16 protein-coding genes are annotated in these 18,374 nt (G+C 60.1%); 6 read left to right on the forward strand and 10 right to left on the reverse strand.

The window, feature by feature from the left end; genetic code table 11:
* Window positions 1-90 precede the first annotated feature (90 nt).
* The gene (locus tag QN224_RS20915) at window positions 91-303 is read right to left on the reverse strand and encodes a hypothetical protein (RefSeq protein WP_173513546.1); all 213 of its coding nucleotides are present in this window, start codon (window positions 301-303) and stop codon (window positions 91-93) included.
* A gap of 534 nt (window positions 304-837) precedes the next feature.
* Window positions 838-2,064 (reverse strand): MFS transporter, encoded by a 1,227-nt coding sequence (locus tag QN224_RS20920; RefSeq protein ID WP_283978205.1) that lies wholly within the window; start codon window positions 2,062-2,064, stop codon window positions 838-840.
* Between the two features lie 138 nt (window positions 2,065-2,202).
* Between QN224_RS20920 and QN224_RS20925 the strand changes: the two genes are divergently transcribed.
* The 4 genes from QN224_RS20925 (at window position 2,203) to QN224_RS20940 (ending at window position 6,505) form a co-directional block, all read left to right on the forward strand.
* Window positions 2,203-2,793 carry a TetR/AcrR family transcriptional regulator gene (locus QN224_RS20925; RefSeq protein ID WP_173513549.1) on the forward strand — a complete coding sequence of 197 codons (591 nt, stop codon included), beginning with the start codon at window positions 2,203-2,205 and terminating at the stop codon, window positions 2,791-2,793.
* A gap of 769 nt (window positions 2,794-3,562) precedes the next feature.
* Window positions 3,563-5,005, forward strand: a complete 1,443-nt coding sequence (locus QN224_RS20930) for a GMC family oxidoreductase (protein ID WP_283978206.1) — start codon at window positions 3,563-3,565, stop codon at window positions 5,003-5,005.
* An 11-nt stretch (window positions 5,006-5,016) separates the two neighbouring features.
* Window positions 5,017-5,460, forward strand: a complete 444-nt coding sequence (locus QN224_RS20935) for a hypothetical protein (RefSeq protein WP_283978207.1) — start codon at window positions 5,017-5,019, stop codon at window positions 5,458-5,460.
* A 37-nt stretch (window positions 5,461-5,497) separates the two neighbouring features.
* Window positions 5,498-6,505, forward strand: coding sequence for a phosphoribosyltransferase family protein (locus tag QN224_RS20940; RefSeq protein WP_283978208.1), 1,008 nt, complete (start codon window positions 5,498-5,500; stop codon window positions 6,503-6,505).
* 131 nt (window positions 6,506-6,636) lie between these two features.
* Here the strand turns inward: QN224_RS20940 and QN224_RS20945 are convergent, their stop codons facing one another.
* Complete coding sequence (locus QN224_RS20945) at window positions 6,637-8,139, reverse strand: lipopolysaccharide biosynthesis protein (RefSeq protein WP_283978209.1); 1,503 nt, start codon at window positions 8,137-8,139, stop codon at window positions 6,637-6,639.
* Window positions 8,140-8,695: 556 nt separating this feature from the next.
* Here QN224_RS20945 and QN224_RS20950 point away from each other — a divergent pair.
* Window positions 8,696-10,174, forward strand: coding sequence for a thiol-disulfide oxidoreductase (locus QN224_RS20950; RefSeq protein WP_283978210.1), 1,479 nt, complete (start codon window positions 8,696-8,698; stop codon window positions 10,172-10,174).
* Between the two features lie 117 nt (window positions 10,175-10,291).
* On the opposite strand, the gene QN224_RS20955 is transcribed toward QN224_RS20950, so the two are convergent.
* From QN224_RS20955 to QN224_RS20965, 3 genes are all read right to left on the reverse strand, one after another.
* A complete protein-coding gene (locus tag QN224_RS20955) occupies window positions 10,292-10,714 on the reverse strand; it encodes a DCC1-like thiol-disulfide oxidoreductase family protein (RefSeq protein WP_283978211.1) in 423 nt (140 codons plus the stop codon).
* Window positions 10,711-10,899 (reverse strand): hypothetical protein, encoded by a 189-nt coding sequence (locus tag QN224_RS20960; RefSeq protein WP_283978212.1) that lies wholly within the window; start codon window positions 10,897-10,899, stop codon window positions 10,711-10,713. Before QN224_RS20960 ends, QN224_RS20955 begins: the two co-directional genes overlap by 4 nt.
* A gap of 225 nt (window positions 10,900-11,124) precedes the next feature.
* Entirely contained in the window at window positions 11,125-12,165 is a 1,041-nt protein-coding gene (locus tag QN224_RS20965; protein ID WP_283978213.1) for an acyltransferase family protein, read from the reverse strand.
* 1,146 nt (window positions 12,166-13,311) lie between these two features.
* Between QN224_RS20965 and QN224_RS20970 the strand changes: the two genes are divergently transcribed.
* Window positions 13,312-14,088 carry a sulfite exporter TauE/SafE family protein gene (locus tag QN224_RS20970; RefSeq protein WP_283978214.1) on the forward strand — a complete coding sequence of 259 codons (777 nt, stop codon included), beginning with the start codon at window positions 13,312-13,314 and terminating at the stop codon, window positions 14,086-14,088.
* 169 nt (window positions 14,089-14,257) lie between these two features.
* Here QN224_RS20970 and QN224_RS20975 read toward each other — a convergent pair whose 3' ends face one another.
* Genes QN224_RS20975 through QN224_RS20990 form a run of 4 tightly spaced genes read right to left on the reverse strand, consistent with a single transcriptional unit; the run spans window position 14,258 to window position 18,349 of the window.
* Window positions 14,258-15,337 carry a sn-glycerol-3-phosphate ABC transporter ATP-binding protein UgpC gene (locus QN224_RS20975; RefSeq protein WP_283978215.1) on the reverse strand — a complete coding sequence of 360 codons (1,080 nt, stop codon included), beginning with the start codon at window positions 15,335-15,337 and terminating at the stop codon, window positions 14,258-14,260.
* Window position 15,338: 1 nt separating this feature from the next.
* Window positions 15,339-16,535 (reverse strand): DUF2961 domain-containing protein, encoded by a 1,197-nt coding sequence (locus QN224_RS20980; RefSeq protein WP_283978216.1) that lies wholly within the window; start codon window positions 16,533-16,535, stop codon window positions 15,339-15,341.
* 31 nt (window positions 16,536-16,566) lie between these two features.
* Window positions 16,567-17,415 (reverse strand): carbohydrate ABC transporter permease, encoded by an 849-nt coding sequence (locus tag QN224_RS20985; RefSeq protein WP_173513561.1) that lies wholly within the window; start codon window positions 17,413-17,415, stop codon window positions 16,567-16,569.
* A complete protein-coding gene (locus QN224_RS20990; protein ID WP_283978217.1) occupies window positions 17,405-18,349 on the reverse strand; it encodes a sugar ABC transporter permease in 945 nt (314 codons plus the stop codon). Before QN224_RS20990 ends, QN224_RS20985 begins: the two co-directional genes overlap by 11 nt.
* Window positions 18,350-18,374: the final 25 nt, after the last annotated feature.

The raw sequence follows: 18,374 nt of genomic DNA on the forward strand, positions 1-18,374 counted from the left end.
ACGAACTTTTCTGTTCCCACGTGCGGGCGCAAAAAAGCGCCGCCGGCGGCGCGGATGGCGCCGCAAACGAAAAGCAGTACGGCTCACGCCTCATGCGCGATTGATCGTCGGCAGCAGAAGTTGCACCTCGCGCTGTCTTTCCGGCGCAAGTATTTCGACGTTCTTTTTCCAGAACGCCTCGGCGGCGGCCGGCTCTGGCTCCCAGTTCCGGACCGATGTCTGGTTATCATCGATTACCACCCGGCGATGACCGCCGAGGCGCAGATATTCCTCTGCCAATCTGCGAGCGTCTGTCTGTTCCATGGCTCTCACTCCAGGTTGTTCCCGGAAGTCGGCTCGGCGGCGCCTCGCCGGACACTGCCTATCCGTAACGTTCCTGGCGCGCGGACGTTCCCGGAGCGCAGGTCTTCGGCGTATGAGGCGCCAGCCCGCCGAAGTCTATGTATTTATACGCGCTTCCAGTCGTCGATGCGAGAATGAAGGACTCGGGACCGATCTCGGGAGCGCTGGAACGCCACCGTCGCCGCGTCGGTCGCAGTCACGGCCATGCATCCGAGCGTCGCCCAAGCGCATGTTGATCACCTGAGGGCGGCGGGGCTGGACGGAGCGCGACATTGCGGATGATAGCGGGGTTTTCGGTCCACTACGGTTTAGGCCCGCGGCCCGCTGCTCGAAGATTTTCCGGCTTGTGGTTGGGCGAGTGACGACGGGGAGTCTGAGTTTGTGTCTGAGGCGCTTGAAAAAGGCATGCCGCATTGAGAGGTGCAGCATGCCATTGGCGATGGAGAATGAAAAACAGCGCAGTTGCAAACGGCGGCCCCTGCCGACCACTCTGGCCTACTCCGCCGGCTGCGGGAGCTCGTCGCTAACATGCTCCGCTCTCTCTGCAGCTAGACTGGGCTGCCCCAAGGCTACCGTCGCCACGGTCGCCGCGCCGGCCGCCACTGATACCCAGAAGCCGTTCTGCGCACCAAAATTGTCCACCACCCATCCGGACACGAATGCGCCGAGCGCCATCCCGATTCCGATGCCAGTCATCACCCAGGTGACACCCTCGGTCAGCATCGAGTCCGGCACGCGGCGCTCGATCAATCCAAAGGCGGTGATGAAGGTTGGCGAGATCGCAATGCCGCTGAGGAATACGGCGAGAGCGAGCAACGGTACGGATATGCCCGCCGCAAGAAGCGGCAAAGACGTGACGGCAAGCACACTGACTGCGATGAGCAACTGGCGGTGCAGCGGCATTTTGGGGTTGAAAGCGCCAAGGGTGAGCCCGACCACGAAGGAGCCGACTGCATAGACGCCGATCACCAGACTTGCTGCACTCGGTTGCCCAAGCTCCTTGGTGATCGCCACCGCGCTTACTTCGGCCGTGGCGAAGATCGAGCCGACAAATACAAGCGCCAGAGTGATGATCTGTACGGGGCGCCGACCGATTGCCGAGCCCTGTGCAGTCTGGTCCTGCGCAATCCGCACTTTTGGTTCAGTCGAACGTTGCAGAATGAAGGCTGCAGTTCCCAAGGCAAGGAAGAGCGTGCTGATCAGCATGCCGGCCTCAGGAAAAAGCGCGACCGCCAACCCTACCGAGAGCGATGCTCCCGCAATGTAGACGAGCTCGTCAGCGGCGGATTCGAATGCGAAGGCGGTGTTCAGCTCCGGCCGGTTGCGGAAAAGCTCCGTCCAGCGAGCACGTACCATGGCCGGTATGCTCGGCATGCTCGCGGCGAGGAACGCGGCGATGAACATGGTCCACTCCGGCCATTTCTGGTTTGCTGCCAGAATAAGTGCGAGGAATGACAGGGCGGAAATGATCGTGGTCGGCGTGACGACGGCCGCTTGGCCAAAGCGATCGACAAGCCTCGATATCTGCGGTGAGACAAGCGCGTTGGCGAGAGCGAAAGTGGCCGAGACGGCCCCTGCCAGCCAATACTCGCCATGGGTTTGAGAGAGCATTGCGACGATCCCGATCGGGGCCATCGCGATCGGCAGTCGTGCGAAGAAGCCCGCGGCCGAAAAGCCTTTGGCGCCCGGCGCGGCGAATATTTTTCTGTATGGATTTGACATGCGACGCTCCTCTAAAATCGCGGGCGCGCCACTTACATACGTGGCGTATGCAAACAGGTAATTGCATACCGCGCGTATGTCAATTAGAATACGCCGCGTATGTAAAAAATATACGCATCGTATCCGAAAAGGACATTTATGGTCAGGCCACGCAAGGAAATGATTGCCGAAACCCGTGCCAAGCTGATTGGAGCGGCGCGCCGGGCATTCGGAACGATCGGATACGCGGACTCGTCAATGGATGATTTCACCGCCGAAGCCGGTCTGACACGTGGTGCGCTCTATCACCATTTCGGAGACAAGAAGGGCCTGCTTCAGGCGGTAATCCAGGAGATAGACGCGGAAATGACGGCGCGATTGAACAAGGTGTCAGCCGACGCGCCGACGCGGTGGCAAGGCTTCGTCGCGGAGAACGTGGCCTATGTCGAGATGGCCCTCGAACCGGAGATCCAGCGCATCATGTTTCGCGACGGCCCTGCCGTTCTCGGCGATCCGTCGATGTGGCCCAACGCCAATGGCTGCATCGCCGCGGTCGCGCGGACTATCAGCGCCCTGAAGGCCGAAGGTTTTATTGTAGACATCGATCCCGAGGCAGGTGCCAGGCTCATTATCGCAGCGAGCAGCGGAGCAGCGCAATGGATCGCCAATTCCGATAATCCAGCGGAAACGTCCAAGAAGGCGGTGGGCGGCTTCCGCGTCCTACTCGAAGGTCTGCGCGCCCCAAAATGACCAGTCTCCGCCGCGCTATATGAGTTCAGGACCAGGACTGCGACCGGCAGCGCTGCGCATCTTGTCAGACGCGCAAAGGTGCAGGTTCCATTCCTTCACAGCACCAGGCTCCGGCTTGGGCTGTCCCACGATCTGCTGCGGCCGCTTAGGGTCGACTTCAGCCGTGCCTCGCATCGAGGATAGGCAACTCATCGATATTCCACCCGCCTCGATGCCGGGGGTCAAGGCGAGATGATGCGCGTCGACAACGATGTTGCTGCCCTGCGCAAAAGCCTTTTTTTTCGAAAGGAAGGAGGGCCTGGGAAACAAGAGTTCGCGCAGACATAAGCCTCACGATTCCAGAAAACCTTCCCGTGCATGTTGCCATGCGGTCGTATTTTGTTAAGGTTTGTAGTTCGGTTCACCACCGCTGAGGTTGTGAAAAATGAGAGGTTTGGCCTCGTCGAACCGCCGGACTTGTGAACGGGTTAGCGTGGTCCTTCTCGGCGGACACGTGAAGCGCGGGTTCGACATTGGGGCCGCTGCATTGGGGCTCATCTTCATCAGCCCATTATTCCTGCTGGTTGCCTGCCTTGGCAGATTTGCAGACGGCGAGCCGGTCTTTCAAACCCATCCGCGAATTGCCCGACGCGATAGCCTCGCCAAACGCCAGGCTTGCCGCGCGACGTCCGGGTGCGTCGGCCGCTTGCCGGCGATCGACCTGACGGGCAGGGCTATGCAGCAGTCGTTGAGGCCGCGTCCCCATCCACTCTGTTTAAAAGGCTAGCGAATGGTCCTGGACCTGCGCCCCGAACAGGTAGCTGGAGAGCATTTCGATGTCGTCGTGATCGGCTCAGGCTTTGGCTCAGCCTTTTTTCTTCATGGCTTTTTGAAAAGCCGCAAAGCGCGGGTCCTCCTGCTCGAATGGGGCCGCCACAACTCGCATGCGTGGCAACTTGAACATGGGGCCAATACCGACCTCAAGGATGAGCAGACCTACAGGAGCAATTCGACAAAGCCGTGGAACTACACGATCGGTCTCGGGGGCGGAACGAACTGCTGGTTCGCGCAAACGCCCCGGTTCCACCCGAATGACTTCAGGCTGAAGAGCCTCTATGGGATCGGCCAGGATTGGCCGATCAGCTACGATGATCTCGAGCCTTTCTACTGCCAGGCGGAAACAGTGATGTCCATCTCGGGAGATCCGGATATGGACGCGCTCATGCCGCGTTCGATGCCTTTCCCGCAGCCGCCGCATCGCATGTCGACGCCCGACCGCATGATGAAAACGGCGCAGCCCGATCGGCATTTCGTCATGCCGGCGGCACGGGCGCGGGTGGCGACGGAACAGCGTCCGGCATGCTGCGCATCGCTTCGATGCTGGCTCTGTCCCGCGGATGCTAAATTCACTGCAAACAACGGCCTGATGCATGTGTTCGAACACCCGGATGTGTCCGTTTGCCTCGGCGCGGAGGTCCGCCGGCTGGACCACGCCGCCGGCGCGATCAGCGGGCTGACATTCCGCCATGGCGGTAAGGAGTATGTCGTCACCGGCGACCTGTTCGTCCTCGGAGCCAACGGAATCCAGAGTGCGGCCATCATGCTCAGATCCGGTCTCGATGGCGAATTCGTGGGGCGCGGTCTTCATGAGTCCTACGGCTGGAACTTCGAAGCCTATCTTGACGGCGTCGACAATTTCGATGGCAGCACAATAACGACGGGACTGAATTACGGCCTCTATGACGGAGAGCACAGGTCGGAGCAGGCCGCGGCGCTCGTCTATTTCGAAAATCGTTGGCAGCACGGCTTGCGGCCGGAGAAGGGGCGCCTGCGGCAGACGCTGCCGCTGGTGATCGTCGCCGAAGACCTCTTGGATTCGGAGAATTTTGTCAGCCTCGACGAAAACGACAACGCCTTTGTCAACTACAAGGGACCGGCCGATTATGCAGTGCAAGGCATGGCACGAGCTCGCGAAAAGCTACCCGAACTGCTCGGCCCGTTGCCCGTGGAAAAGATCATCGTTCACGGGCTGCGGGGGACCGAATCGCATGTTCAGGGCACGCTTCGCATGGGCAAGGACGCAAGCGAGTCCGTCGTCGACCGCGACCTCGTCCATCACGACTTCCGAAACCTGCTGGTTGTCGGCACGAGCACCTTTCCCAGTTGCTCCTGCGCCAATCCCAGCCTGACCGCGGCAGCGCTCTCGCTGCGAGCCGCCAGTCGAATTGGGTGAAGGAGGGGAGAATGAAGAGTATTTCGAGACGAACGGTGCTTGCCTTGGCAGCCGGCGCGCTTGCGTCGACAGGTCTCGGCTACGCCGCCGCGCGCTCGTTGTCCGACGCGGACCTGGTGCGGGCCACGCTCGCAAGATATCTCGGTGATCTGAACATGTCGGACGATCACCTGCGCGCATTCATCCTGGAATTCCAGAAGCGCAATCCATGGGATTTCCCGACCGGGAAACTGGCGGACGCAGCGACACTTCTTGAAAGGCTGTTTTTGGGAGACATGGCGCGCCCGCTCTTGCCCGGCGACGCCTTGATGCGGCTGGAGCGATTCGAACGGCTGTTGCTGGCCGATTTTCATCTGCTCACGAATTACGCCTGGCGGAGCGGGCGCGACGATCCGATTACCTATTCCGGGAGCCAGCACTGCGTGAACCCGTTTGCAAACTTCGAGTCGGTTTAGCCTCGGCGCAGCAGCGCCCCTAGTGAGGGCAAATCAAATGCAGTATCGATCGATTGCCGATATGAATGCCACGATTGCCAAGAACCTTCACCGTTTGCCGGGTGACATCGATCTGGTCGTCGGGATCCCGCGGAGCGGGATACTGGCCGCCAACCTCGTGAGCCTGACGGCAAACATTCAAATGACCGATCTCGACAGCTTCATGGCCGGAAAGGTTTTCTCCTGCGGGATCACGAAACGGTCAACCCTCTTGGAACGCCCATTCGATGAGATGCGCCGTGTCCTGGTTCTTGACGACAGCATCAATGGTGGCAACGCGATGAGGGAAGCCAGGATCAAAGTGGCAACGGCGGGTATAGCCCGCGACAAGGTGATATTTGCTGCCGTATACGGCACCTACGAGCGTTACGAGGAGGCCGATCTCGTCTTCGAGGTGGTGCCACAGCCGCGTCTGTTCCAGTGGAACCTCATGCATCACAAGTTTCTAGAGCAGAGCTGCGTCGACATCGACGGTGTCTTATGTCTCGACCCGACGAACGAAGAAAACGACGATGGCCCTGCCTATCTGCGTTTCCTCGCGGAAGCGTGCCCCCTTCATGTGCCTACGCGCAAGATCGCCTCTCTGGTGACCAGCCGGCTGGAAAAGTACCGGCCCCAGACGGAGGCCTGGCTCGCGAGGCGGGGCATCCAATATGGCGAACTCGTCATGCTCGATCTGCCGAGCAAGAAAGAGCGGCAACGCCTGGCCGCCCATGGCCGCTTCAAGGCGGACATCTACCGGCGTTCTGACGCCATCCTGTTCATTGAAAGCGAACACGACCAAGCCGTTAACATTGCAAAGCTCTCGGGAAAACCGGTGCTCTGCCTGGAGACGCAAGAGATGATCACACCGGCTTCAGCACTGGTGCGCGAGCGGCTGAAGGAGGCCAAGACCGCTGAGGGAAGGCATGCGATGTTGAAGGCAGCGGCGCGAGTGATGTTGGGCGAAAGAGGTTACGAGGCGTTGAAAAGCCAAGTGAAAAAGGCCGGCCTGATCTGGCAATGAGCGGCTGGCCGAAGTACGGCAAGTCATCGCATCGCACTTCAACGCAATCGCGCGATGCGCTTTTACGCCTTTGTTTCAAGCAAGTCATCGTCCCAAGACCGCTGCGCACACTTGGGTGCCATGCACCGCATTCAGGGCCTGGTTTGTCCCCTTCCAGTCGGCTTGGCGGCTCTCGCAGGCAGGAGATTGACAGCCTCCCGCAGCGAGGTGCGGCCGAAAGGAAAGAGAAGTGCGATCGCAACAGTGATCGTGTAGGAGAGAAATGCGGCACCCAGGATCGCGAGGACGGCGTGGTCCGGCAGAACTGGTCTCATGAGCCATACGACCGCCAATGCCATGTGTGATCCCAGCACGAAGGGGCTTGCGGCGCGGATCATGTCGCCGACTTTCAAGGGACCTTCCCTGCCGACATAGATCCAGAGGAAGGGTGTCCGCAAATATTCGCTTGCCGCGTAAACGATCGCGACCCCCAACGCGCCATGCGGCAGCCCGATGATGAACGCCAAAGCCGACGTCGTTGCCGTGACGATGCCCCAGCGCATGAAATCTCCCGATCGGCCCTGGCTGATGAACAGCCAGCCCGCCGGATTGTTGAGAGGCTGCAGCAGGCCGGCAAAACCGAGCGCCCGGAAAATATCGGCGCTCTCCCGCCACTGTTGCCCGAGCGCGAACGGAATGAGCACATCGGCTATCGCCACGGCGGCCGCAACGCCCGGAAGCGTAACGATCAGCATCAGCGGCATCACCCGAAGATAGGCGCTGCGGTATCGGTCAGGCTCGCCGGTCAGCCGTGAGAGCGCCGGCACCATGACTTTCGAGAGCGGATTGGCGATTTGACTTAAGGGAAACAGCAGAAGCTTGTAGGCCCGATCGTAGAGCCCCAGCTGCGCTTCGCCCAAGTACTTGCCGATGAGGATATTGTCGAGATTGCGGGCGAAGAAATTGGCGAAGTTGAAGCCGGTGATCCCGGCGCCGAAGTTGAGCAAGTCGCCGACGCCTTCCACCTTGCGCGGGGTGCCTGGCCGCCATCGCGAATTCGCCCAATAGCAAAGCGTTGGGAGAACCGCACTCGTGAGCGTGCCGGCGTAAAGAGCCCAGTAGGATCGATCGACGATCGTCCAGGCGACGGCAGCGCAGAAGCCGGCAATCGCGCTGGCGATTTCGATGAGCGCGAGCCGGCGGAAGGCCATGCGGCGGTTGATAAGGGCGAGGTGCTGGGCTCCGAGACCGTAAGCCACGATCTGCAAGGCCATCGCGGAGATAAGCGGGCCGACCCGAGGCTCCCGGTAAAAGGCGGCGATCAGCGGCGCCGCCCCGAGCATCAGGCAGGCGAGCGTAACACTGACGACGACATTGACCCAGAAGAGGCAATTTACCTCATCATGCGTTATGGCGCTCTTTTGCACGGTCGCCTGGGTAAGGCCGAAATCCTGGAAAAGCGCGATAAAAGCCAAGACCGGTGCGCACATCGCCACGATGCCGAAATCCTGTGGCGAGAGGAGGCGGGAAAGGACAATCACCGAAAGGATCTGGGTCAAAATCTTGACGGCCTGAGCCAGTCCCGTCGCAATGGCGCCGCGCCCAACGGACTTGCGGAGCGTACCTTCGGGTGGATCGAACGCACTGGCTTTCAAATCCTTACCCTCATACCGGTTTCGGTCTACGAGCACCCTGGAATATCGAGATATCTTTCGCCACGCAACGGGAAGGGGCGATTTCCGCCCTCAGGTCGTAATGAGGCGGCGGGCACTTTGCGTTACACGCTCAGATGGCCGCCGCGACCCTGACGCGGCCCAAGCAATGGGCCGCTCTCAAAGCCGCGCAGGCGACATTTCGACGCCTCGGGATGCGGGCCGACGATCGTCTACGGGCAGAATCCCCATTTAAAACAAGTTGCTGATATTAAACTTCTGCGCGTGGCCGAAATTGGTCGGCCGTGACATGCCCGCGACGGAACTCAGGCGGCAATGCACTCCTGGGTCGCACAAACGTCGCGAAGAGTTAAGGTCGGGGACGACGCGAAGGAGTGTTTATTAAATACTACAGCGCTGCGCATTCATTCAGATTCTGAAAATGTCGCTGTAACACCTCGAAACTGCGCATTGTTCTGTCCTTGGCTTTCGATTCAAGGCATTACGCCGAAGCTTGTTCCCCGAGGACGATTAACAGTCATTTGAAGTGGAATTCATGATGACGGTAAGCGCGATACCTTTCTGGAATTTCGGCCAGAGTAATCCCCCCCGTGTCAAAGAGTTGGCTTACACCTATGACGGCCTGACCGCATTCACGCCCTTCTGGGCGCTGGCCGCGATCTTCAGCATCGCCGGCGATACCCACGGCCTCATCGGATACAAAGGATCTGCCTATATGGCCCTGAGCTGGGCCGTCGTTCTGTTCAGTCTGTTGCTTCTCCTCTACCCACGGCGCACCGGGTTTCTGTTGGCGCTGGTCGCGCTCTCGCTGGCGCTATACGCCCTTCGGCTGCCTGTCGCCTCAAACAACAAGACGATCGCTACCGTCATGAACGGTGCCATCCTGCTCAGTGCCGCCGTGCTCTACGTGAAGGCGGGCGGTCGCGGATCCATAGACCGCGTGGCCCTTTACGACCAGATCCGGGTCGTCGCGCGTGCTCTGCTCGCGATCATGTACTTCTACGGCATCTTTCATAAGATCAACACCGACTTTCTCGATCCTGCCGTCAGTTGCGCCGTGGGACTCTATGTGCCGCTCGCGCGCCCGTTCGGACTTGAGGATAACTTGTTCGGCCGATATCTCGCGATTTACTCCACCTTTGTTATCGAAGCGATCGCCATCGTGTCGCTCTATTGGAAACGCTATTTCGCCGTCGGCTTCATCCTTGCGCTGATCTTCCACTACATCATCCCGATCTCCGCCTATTCATGGTACATGGATTTCTCCAGCCTGGTTTTTGCGCTCTACGTGCTGAGCATCCCGACGCCCGCCAGCAAGATGCTCTATGGTATCTCGCTCGGCGTGGCCAATGCACTGCGTGAAAACTTCGGACGGATCGGGACGCTCATCCCTGGCGTCTCATTGCTGCTGACGGCGGGCGCCGTCGTCATGATTTTGACCCTTGCCTTCCCGGAACGCTCCTTCGACATGATCGTCCATTCCATATGGGTCCTGGTCTGGGCGGTCGCTGGCGGTGCCGCGATGGTGGTGCTCACCTATGTGGCGCTTTGGAATCTGCCTTGCGAGAACGTTTCCCCGCCCCGCCAGCCGGCGTGGATCTACGCGGTGCCGGGCTTGTTCTTCATTTCCTGTCTGTCGCCGTATGTCGGGCTGAAGACCGAGAGCTCGATCAACATGTTCAGCAACCTGCATACCGAGGCCGGGCAGACCAACCATCTGCTCTTTTCCAAGCCGCCATATCTTTTCAATTACCAGAACGAAGTCGTGAAAGTCGTCGACGCTTCCGATCCGCACTGGGTGCGCCAATCGCAGGCCGGCAATTTTCACATCCTGCACGACCTGAAGCGGCAGTTGCGATGGAATCCGCAAGCCTGGGTGACCTATGTGCAGGAGGGTGCCACGGTGACACGGGCAACAGCAGCAAGTCTCGCCGCTGAAATGCCGAACATACTTGAACGCAAACTGCTGATCTTCAAGCTGGTGGATTTCTCCCGGCCGAAGGTTTGCACGCATTGAAAGCGCACCACATTCGGCGCGCTCATCGAGCGCGGTCTACGTCACTTTCTGTCTATGCCGTCTGCCCTTGGCGACATGGACAGAAGTGCTTTGGTTCAATCCAATTCCTGAACGCGATCACCAACCGTTGCTGGCATCCGGCGACCGGTCAAGATCGGTTGGAAGCAGCGGCCGGCCGCGCATACGCAGCGTGACGCGGCGCCCGAATTTGAGCATGGGATAGATGAGCCGCGCGGCCGTCCTGTTGGAAAGAACTGCGCGGTTGAACCAGCCGAATAGCGACGAGGAGGAACTGAGTATCGCCAAAAGGTTGACGGCTTCGTCGCCATGGTAGACGCGATCGTCGAAGACGAAGAGCATTCCTTCATTCAGGTCGTAGCCCTGACGCTGGAAGGTCGCCACGCGCGGATCGCCGGAACGGGCGTCGACCAACTCGACGGCGCCCACAGTCTCGCGCAAGCGCATGAACCGAACATAGCTCTGGCAGAAGACGCAATCGCCGTCGTAGACGATGAGCGCCGGTGTCGCCGCTTGCTTCATTGTTTCACCGGGTCACTGCCAAGATCTGTGGGCGGCTCGGCGACATCGCCCAAGGAGCATTCGCCGTAGAATGTGCAGCCCGAAACAACGGGCAGGTTGGCGAGCGCGTCGAAGACCCCGACAAATGCCAGGGCGACGATACCGACCACGATCAGCTTTTTGTAAACAGGCATGTCCTGAAGCATTCTGGTTCGTTCCCTGGCCGGGTTCACGTCATCTGACTTGCTTCGTTGACGACCAATGGACGCGGCTCGATAGGTGCGACCACGGCTTTATCACCACGGTCCCAGCGGACCGTCGCCAATCCTGTGCAATGCACAATGTCTCTCGCGACGGGTCAAAAATCAAGAAAATTCTACCTCAGAGTTGCGCCCATGGCCAGCGTGCGCAACCCAAGGATGCTTAATGGATCATCTCGCGCGACCGGCGAGGCTTCGCCTCATCTGATCGACGCTGATCGACAGCGAGCCATGACCCAGGAACCATGGCGAAAGAATCGTCGACGATTTGAGGAGGCGATAGACGAGGTAAGGCAGCCCGACAGACAGGGCGATGAGCGTCAACTCGGAGGTCACGCCTGAATCGCGCAGCGTGAAATGAACGAACTGGTGACCGAACATGATGACGAGGGAAGCCTTGCCGAGCTCGGCAACTGGGGCGACCGGAATGTTTCGCGCGGTGACCAGTTGAATGAGGCTGAGCACGGTGACCGAGATGGCCAGGGCGAGCAGCAGACCGAGGATCGGTGGACCGAACTTGGTGTTTTTCATCGTCACCGCGAAGTCGACGCCTGCCAAGGCAAGAGCGATTGAAATCCCGAACACGGCAATCGCGGCGACGGCAATCGCACTCGCGGGGAAACTGCGCTCTCGCAGGACATGTCCAAACCAGAAGGCGCCTATGGCAAGCGGGACGTTGGTCAGGGCGAGAGGGGAGCGAACCTCCGGCCAATAGGACTGGATCATATAGGCAAGGACGACGCAGCCGGCTACGAAGATCAACATGGCAAGGTCGGTTGGTCCGGCGGTTCTGAGCGCGACTTCGTTATAGAGAACCTGCGTCGCGAAGAGACAGGTCACGAACCAGAAGACGCCGAGCTCGCCGGTCAGGTATCTTCCGCCCAGGGTCGCGTTCGTCATGAGTTCCCTGATTTGCCAGGGCGCCGGTATTTCACCTCGAAGGACGTCGACGAAAAGCACACCGGTGATGACGAGGCCGAGAAAGGCAACGTATGGGATGAGCAGTCCGCGCCCCCGCTTCGAAAGCAGGACCTTTCGGTCGGTAACCGTGAAGAGATAGCCGGAGATGACGAAGAAGAACGGCATGAAGAAGAGGGAGATCGCGAAATAAATCGCAGGTGCCCATTGCCATTCGCTGTGGAAGAGGACGTGGGCGAGAACGACGAAAACGATGCCCACCCCCTTGGCGACGTCGAGCCAAGTCTGGCGCATTGCGAGCCTCCAATGCCGTGATCGACCGAGATCGGCCTGTCGGCGTTTTCGGATCGCGGCATTGTGCAGCGTTAGGCGGAGTTGACCAACCCCCAAAATGGCTCGGGACAGGCAATGCCGACACGAACAGGAAGTCCTTCACGCGGGAAAGGGCCGAAGCAAAAACGCCCTTGAGCGCCAGCATGTCACTGTCAGAGGACCGCAATAGTGTCGCTGCCGTTACCGTTCGGGCGGCAGTCTGATGGTGGCGTCACCGCGCATTTGACTCATTCAAGTTACCGTGAAAGCTGCCGGCCGCGCCTATTTCGGATACCGCCATACCGCAGAGTACCGAAAAAGTTCGGCGCAGTGCGCCGACGTCGACGGTCGATCTCGCCTGCAACGGGCTGGGGCGATGAGTCGAGCGAGTGTCTGGCGGCGATTCTCAACCACAGCGGACGGGTGCGCCCGGTCCGTATCATCGAGAATACTGGTTCCCAGCCCGACGCCTATTGAGAATCCCGCCGTGCGAGATCGCCTGCAAGCGTTTGACGCTCTCCCAAAGAAGTGAGGCTCAGGCGTGAGCGAGTGAGGTGGTCTGTTATCGAGACGGCGGGCCTGAAGGTCGTCTCCTTCTCACGGGCTGACCAGCGGAGGCGGAAAAAATCCGCCTCCGCTTGGTGCCTCTGACGCTTGTCTCTTCCAATGCGTCCCAGACAACCGCAACTCCAAGGGTTCCGTGCGCCGAGATTACTGACCGCGGCCCACGAGAGGGCGAACCGTGAAATGTCAAACTGAGCAGCGAAAACTCGAGGGCACAATGAAGAACGGTCGATGCAGGCGAGGGGGGAGCTAACGTCCTGGACAGCATCAGCCGGTGTCTCGACGATGTTTCTGTTGACCCGGTGTATTTTTCTAATATCCGAGCCGTGTGCGAGTGATGCCGAGCTGCGAGCCTTCGTTGACCATATGCGATGGGCGCTCGCACTATGAGTACACCTAGCTAGCGGATATTCCCCACCGGGGAACAAGCAGGACGCGCGGCCGTTTCCATGATGGCCGAGAGCATCACGACTGAAACTTGGTCGAACATAGAGCCTTCCGTGTCTTATACGCTCGTCAGGCTTTGAACGCGCCATGGCCCAGTGATTCAGCACGGAGGCTTGAGTGGAGGACTTCCTACTGTTCGCAGTCGTCGGGTTCCTGGCCCAGGCAGTCGATGGCGCGCTTGGCATGGCCTATGGCGTGATCTCGTCGACGGTGCTGCTGACTTTCGGAGTGCCACCGGCGCAGGCGTCTGCTTCAGCTCACGCGGCGGAACTGTTCACCACCGCGGCTTCCGGATCGGCCCATCTCTACCACCGCAACATCGATTGGAAACTGTTTTGGCGACTGATTCCGTTTGGAGTAGGCGGTGGCATGGTCGGTGCCTTCGTGCTCACCTCGTTTGAAGGCGATCAGGTCAAGCCATTCGTCACAGCCTATCTCGCGACAATCGGGAGTTGGCTTCTCTACCGCTCCTTTCATCGCATCCCCACAAACCCTGTGAGACTAGGAATCGTGGCGCCCCTCGGTGCGGCTGCCGGGTTTCTCGACGCGGCGGGCGGTGGGGGCTGGGGGCCGGTCGCGACCACAGGGCTTCTTGGCGCCGGTGGACAGCCGCGATTTGTTATCGGCACGGTCAGTGCGAGCGAATTCCTGATCGCGCTTTCGGTTTCCGTGAGCTTCCTTGCTGCGATCGTGACGGGCCATTGGGAGGTAGGTGGCGAATCCCGCGCCTATCTAACGTCTGTTGCCGGGTTGATCCTTGGGGGTGTTCTGGCCGCACCGCTGGCGGGATGGATGGTCAAGGCATTGCCGGAAAAAATGCTTCTGCGGCTTGTCGGATCTCTGATCACGCTCTTGGCCGGCTATCAGACTCTGGAACTCACTGGATTGCTCTGACGATCGCCGCGCGCGGACGATGATGGGGTTAGGGGCAAGCATGATCGGGTCATCCGCTGGCGGCCGATGGCGCGTCTTTCCGATCGACAATTCTCGGTCGAAAACAGCTCCAAATCAGGTGCAGCCTACCCGCCAAAAGCAGTGCATCCGCCCGACAATGGGAAGGGACTCACGCCTTCAGGGTGCCCTTCGTCGCGTCGCCCCTGCCTAGCCGCAGGGTGCTCTGACCGTCGAAGAAGTGGACATCAGCGGAAGCGAAGGCGAGGCCGATCTGGTCGCCGGGTGCCAGGCTGACGCGCTCGCGAAGCAACATCGCCAGCTGCGCTCCGCCGAGCTCCACCAGGAGGTGTGTTTCGTCGCCGGTCGGCTCCACGATCAACACCTTGGCGGCGGGGCCGGCGGCGCCGATTTGCAGCTTGTTGGGCCTTATTCCCGCGATCGCCGGTCCTCGATGGGCCAGATTGGCGGCGGGAATGACGATGCCGCCTGGAGCTCGGAATGTGCCGTCGACGACCTCGCCTTTGATGAAGTTCATCGAAGGACTGCCGATGAAGCTCGCCACGAAGAGATTGCGGGGATGATCGAAAAGCTCCAGTGGCGTCCCTATCTGCTCGACATTGCCGTCGCGCATCACGACGATGCGGTCGGCCATCGTCATGGCTTCGATCTGGTCATGCGTCACGTAGATGCTGGTGGTGCGCAGGCGCTGGTGCAGACCTTTAATCTCGGCACGCATCTGCACCCTGAGCTTTGCGTCGAGATTTGACAGGGGTTCGTCGAACAGGAAGACTTCCGGGCGGCGGACGATGGCCCGACCCATGGCGACGCGCTGGCGCTGGCCGCCCGAGAGCTGGCCGGGGTAACGTTCGAGCAGACCCTCCAGGCCAAGCATGGTAGCCGCTTCGCCTACCATCTTCTTCTGCTCGTCCTTCGGGAGCCGGGCGAGGCGAAGTGCAAAGGCCATGTTCTCGGCAACAGTCATATGCGGGTAGAGCGCATAGTTCTGGAAGACCATCGATATGTTGCGGTCCTTCGGAGCGACCTCGTTGACGATATCTCCTCCGATCACGACCGCTCCGTCGGAGATTTCCTCAAGACCCGCGATCATGCGCAGAAGGGTGGACTTGCCGCAGCCCGAGGGGCCAACCAACGCCACGAATTCGCCGTCGGCGATCTCTGCCGAGACACCATGGACGACTTCCAGCGCACCATAGCGCTTGACCACATTCCTGATTTCGACGCTGGCCATTTCAGCCTCTCGCTTTCTTCATTGCCGCTTCCATGTTGTGGAATGGGCGGCGATAGGTCGGCACCCGGTCCGCGACATCCGGGAACTTGCCGAAGGGCTTATGCGGCTCCGCCTGGTACCAGAAGGCGACGGAGGAGATATCGTCGGCGCGGCGGTTGGCGTGACCATGTTCGATCGTCACCCGAATGCTCTTCTGGAAGATAGCGGGGTCTTCGATGTGCCAGCGGTAGAGCGTGACCGGCTCGGTCCAGTTGGGGCCGCCGGCCGCGATGATGCCGTGGTAGGGCGCGCTATAGTCCTGGGTCGGGCACCAGGCGGTGTTGAAATAGTCTTCCGTGCCCGTGCCGTGCAGGGTCGGCGGCCAGGCATCATTGGCGCCTGGTTCAGATTCCGGCCGCGGTTCGATCAACGCCGCTTTCGGACCGATGCGCGGGTCGGGCTTGCGAACCGTATCCGGCACCGACAACCCCTGCTCGCCGTCGATGAAGATCATGTCGTCGCCTTCGCCGTACCAATCCCAGACTTCGGACCGGCGCCGCGAATAGACGCTGTAGAGTACGCCAACGTAATGGCCGCGCCCTTCGGCTTCGAGGATCGTGTAATTCTGCCGACCGTCGACGTTCTCGCCGCCGAACAGGAACTGTTCGTTGGTCAGCCCGGCTTCGCTCATACCTGCCGGCCGTGCCTGGCGGTAGTGTGCGTGGAAACGGCCCATGTCCTCCTCGAGGACGTCGTGAAGCTCGAGGTCGATATAGTAGTAGAAGAGGAGGTCGTGTTCCGCCTCGTTGGTGACAGTGAACTTCATGTGCGAGCCGAAGGGCATCGGGAAGTAGCAGTTGAAGGCCTTGCCGTCCTCCGGGCTCGCCTGCATCGGCAGGCTGGCATAGTTGGCGGTGCGGGCGTGGCCCATGCCGAAGAAGTCGCCGATAGGCGCCTCGATGCTCGGCTCCGTCTCCCCGTCCCAGTAGGCCCTGAGTACGATCTTGCGCAGGAAATCCTCGCTCTCGCATGCGAGCGTCGCCCAGATATGGGTGACGATGCCGGCGCCTTCGTGTTCGCCGATCACCGCCGTGGTGCCGGGTTCGATGTGCAGCCTGTCGTCGTTGCCACCGGTGCGGTCATGGCTGGAGAAGCGGCGCGTTTTCGCGTTGCGCAGCTTCGCGAGACCGCGAAGGGGCGAGAGGCCGGCATTGGTCATTCGAATTGCTCCTGTGTAAATCGCTCGCAGCTCACTTGAGGCCGCTGGTCTTAAGGGAATCCATGATCTGCCTCTGGAAGATCACGAAGAGGATGAGGGTCGGGATGGCGACGATCGTGGAAGCCGCCATCATGTAGTTCCAGGACGCGGAATACTGGCTCTTGAAATTCGCAATCCCGAGCTGGACGACCCAGAGATTGGGGTCCGAGGTGATCGTGAGCGGCCACAGGAAGGAATTCCAGTTGGCCAGGAAGAACAGGATCGCTAACGCCGACATGATGGGGCGGCTGAGCGGGAGGATGACGCTCCAGTAGATGCGCCAGTAACCCGCGCCGTCTATGCGCGCCGCCTCCTCGATCTCTTTCGGCAGCGACAGATAGTACTGTCTTAGAAGGAAGATGCCGAAGGCATTGAAAATCGCCGGGATGATCAGTCCCACGTATGAGTTGAGCATGCCCATCGCTTTTACGATGACGAAGAGCGGTACGATGATCACCGGCAGCGAGACGAGGAATGTCGAGAAGATCGACAGAAACAGTACCTCGCGGCCCGGAAATCTCAGTCGCGCCAGCGCATAGCCGGCCATGGTGTGGAAGAACAGCGCCACGATCGTGACCGTGGCCGACACGAGGAAGCTGTTGACCATGTAGCGGATGAACGGAACGCCGGTCAGCACATAGATGAAATTGTCGAGCGTCGGCGCCTGCGGGATGAGGTTCGAAGAGAACGACTCCGCCGCCGGCTTGAAGGCGATCGACACCATCCAGAGGAGCGGAAAGAGCGTCATGAAGGCGAGGATAGCCGTCACCACCATCCAGAGACCTCGCACTAGCGTGACCTGTGAGCGGGAGAAATAGGGCAGGGGGCGCTTACTGCTCATGATTAAAACGTCCTCCCCGGGTCAGAGCAAAGAAAACTGCCGTCACGAGCATGAGCGCCACGACCAGGATGGAGGCCATGGCAGCTGCGTAGCCGAAGGCGCCGAAACCGAAAGCCTGCTGATAGATGTAGACGATCAGCACCGACGTGGCGTTGGCAGGCCCGCCCTTGGTCATGACGTAGATGATGTCGAAGGCCTGTGCGCCCGCGACGGCCGCAACCATGGACACCATGACCACGAAAAAGCTCGTGGGTTTGAGAAGCGGCAGCGTAATGAACCAGAAGCGGGCGACAGGGCCGGCCCCGTCGATCATCGCCGCTTCGTAATATTGCCGGGGAATGTCCTGCAGACCGCCCAGGAAGATCAGCATGTAGAACCCCATCAGGAACCAGACGCTGACCAGGACGATGGTGATGAGCGCGAAGTTGGGATCGCCGAGGAAAGAGAAGCCGCCCATGTCGAGCGCGGCGGTCAGCCTGCTGATCACGCCGATCTTGTCGACCACCATGAATTGCCAAACGAGCGCGACGACCACGAGACTGACCATGTGCGGTGCAAAGAACATCGAACGCATGACGGCGTTGAAGCGGTCGGTGCGCTGCACGAGAAGGGCAAGGCCCAGCCCGCACACATAGAGCAGCGGGACCAGCATGATGGCGTAGAGAGCGGTGACCCTCGCTCCCTTCCAGAACAGCGGATCGTTCCACATGCGGAGGTAATTCTTTACGCCGACGAAGGAATAACCGCCGAAACCGTTTACCTCGAAGACGCTGAGCACGAGCGATAATGCCATCGGCACCCCGAGAAAGACGAGCAATCCCAATGCATCCGGCAACACGAAGAGGTAGCCCGCGATCCACTCGCGATGCTTGGCGGAAAGGCGGGTTCGGCCGGCGTGCCTGCGCCGCGCAGCCGTTTCGGCAATCGTTGTCATGACGTCATGTCCAGCTTGCTGAGGC

Origin of the sequence: Sinorhizobium sp. 7-81, from assembly GCF_030124405.1 — a bacterium.
Classification (GTDB): domain Bacteria; phylum Pseudomonadota; class Alphaproteobacteria; order Rhizobiales; family Rhizobiaceae; genus Sinorhizobium; species Sinorhizobium psoraleae.

Excerpts from the sequence above, each read along its gene's own strand:
- QN224_RS20915 (WP_173513546.1), bottom strand. The coding sequence starts at position 303 with ATGGAACAGACAGACGCTCGCAGATTGGCAGAGGAATATCTGCGCCTC.
- QN224_RS20920 (WP_283978205.1), bottom strand. The coding sequence starts at position 2,064 with ATGTCAAATCCATACAGAAAAATATTCGCCGCGCCGGGCGCCAAAGGC.
- QN224_RS20925 (WP_173513549.1), top strand. The coding sequence starts at position 2,203 with ATGGTCAGGCCACGCAAGGAAATGATTGCCGAAACCCGTGCCAAGCTG.
- QN224_RS20930 (WP_283978206.1), top strand. The coding sequence starts at position 3,563 with ATGGTCCTGGACCTGCGCCCCGAACAGGTAGCTGGAGAGCATTTCGAT.
- QN224_RS20935 (WP_283978207.1), top strand. The coding sequence starts at position 5,017 with ATGAAGAGTATTTCGAGACGAACGGTGCTTGCCTTGGCAGCCGGCGCG.
- QN224_RS20940 (WP_283978208.1), top strand. The coding sequence starts at position 5,498 with ATGCAGTATCGATCGATTGCCGATATGAATGCCACGATTGCCAAGAAC.
- QN224_RS20950 (WP_283978210.1), top strand. The coding sequence starts at position 8,696 with ATGACGGTAAGCGCGATACCTTTCTGGAATTTCGGCCAGAGTAATCCC.
- QN224_RS20955 (WP_283978211.1), bottom strand. The coding sequence starts at position 10,714 with ATGAAGCAAGCGGCGACACCGGCGCTCATCGTCTACGACGGCGATTGC.
- QN224_RS20960 (WP_283978212.1), bottom strand. The coding sequence starts at position 10,899 with ATGCTTCAGGACATGCCTGTTTACAAAAAGCTGATCGTGGTCGGTATC.
- QN224_RS20965 (WP_283978213.1), bottom strand. The coding sequence starts at position 12,165 with ATGCGCCAGACTTGGCTCGACGTCGCCAAGGGGGTGGGCATCGTTTTC.
- QN224_RS20975 (WP_283978215.1), bottom strand. The coding sequence starts at position 15,337 with ATGGCCAGCGTCGAAATCAGGAATGTGGTCAAGCGCTATGGTGCGCTG.
- QN224_RS20980 (WP_283978216.1), bottom strand. The coding sequence starts at position 16,535 with ATGACCAATGCCGGCCTCTCGCCCCTTCGCGGTCTCGCGAAGCTGCGC.
- QN224_RS20985 (WP_173513561.1), bottom strand. The coding sequence starts at position 17,415 with ATGAGCAGTAAGCGCCCCCTGCCCTATTTCTCCCGCTCACAGGTCACG.
- QN224_RS20990 (WP_283978217.1), bottom strand. The coding sequence starts at position 18,349 with ATGACAACGATTGCCGAAACGGCTGCGCGGCGCAGGCACGCCGGCCGA.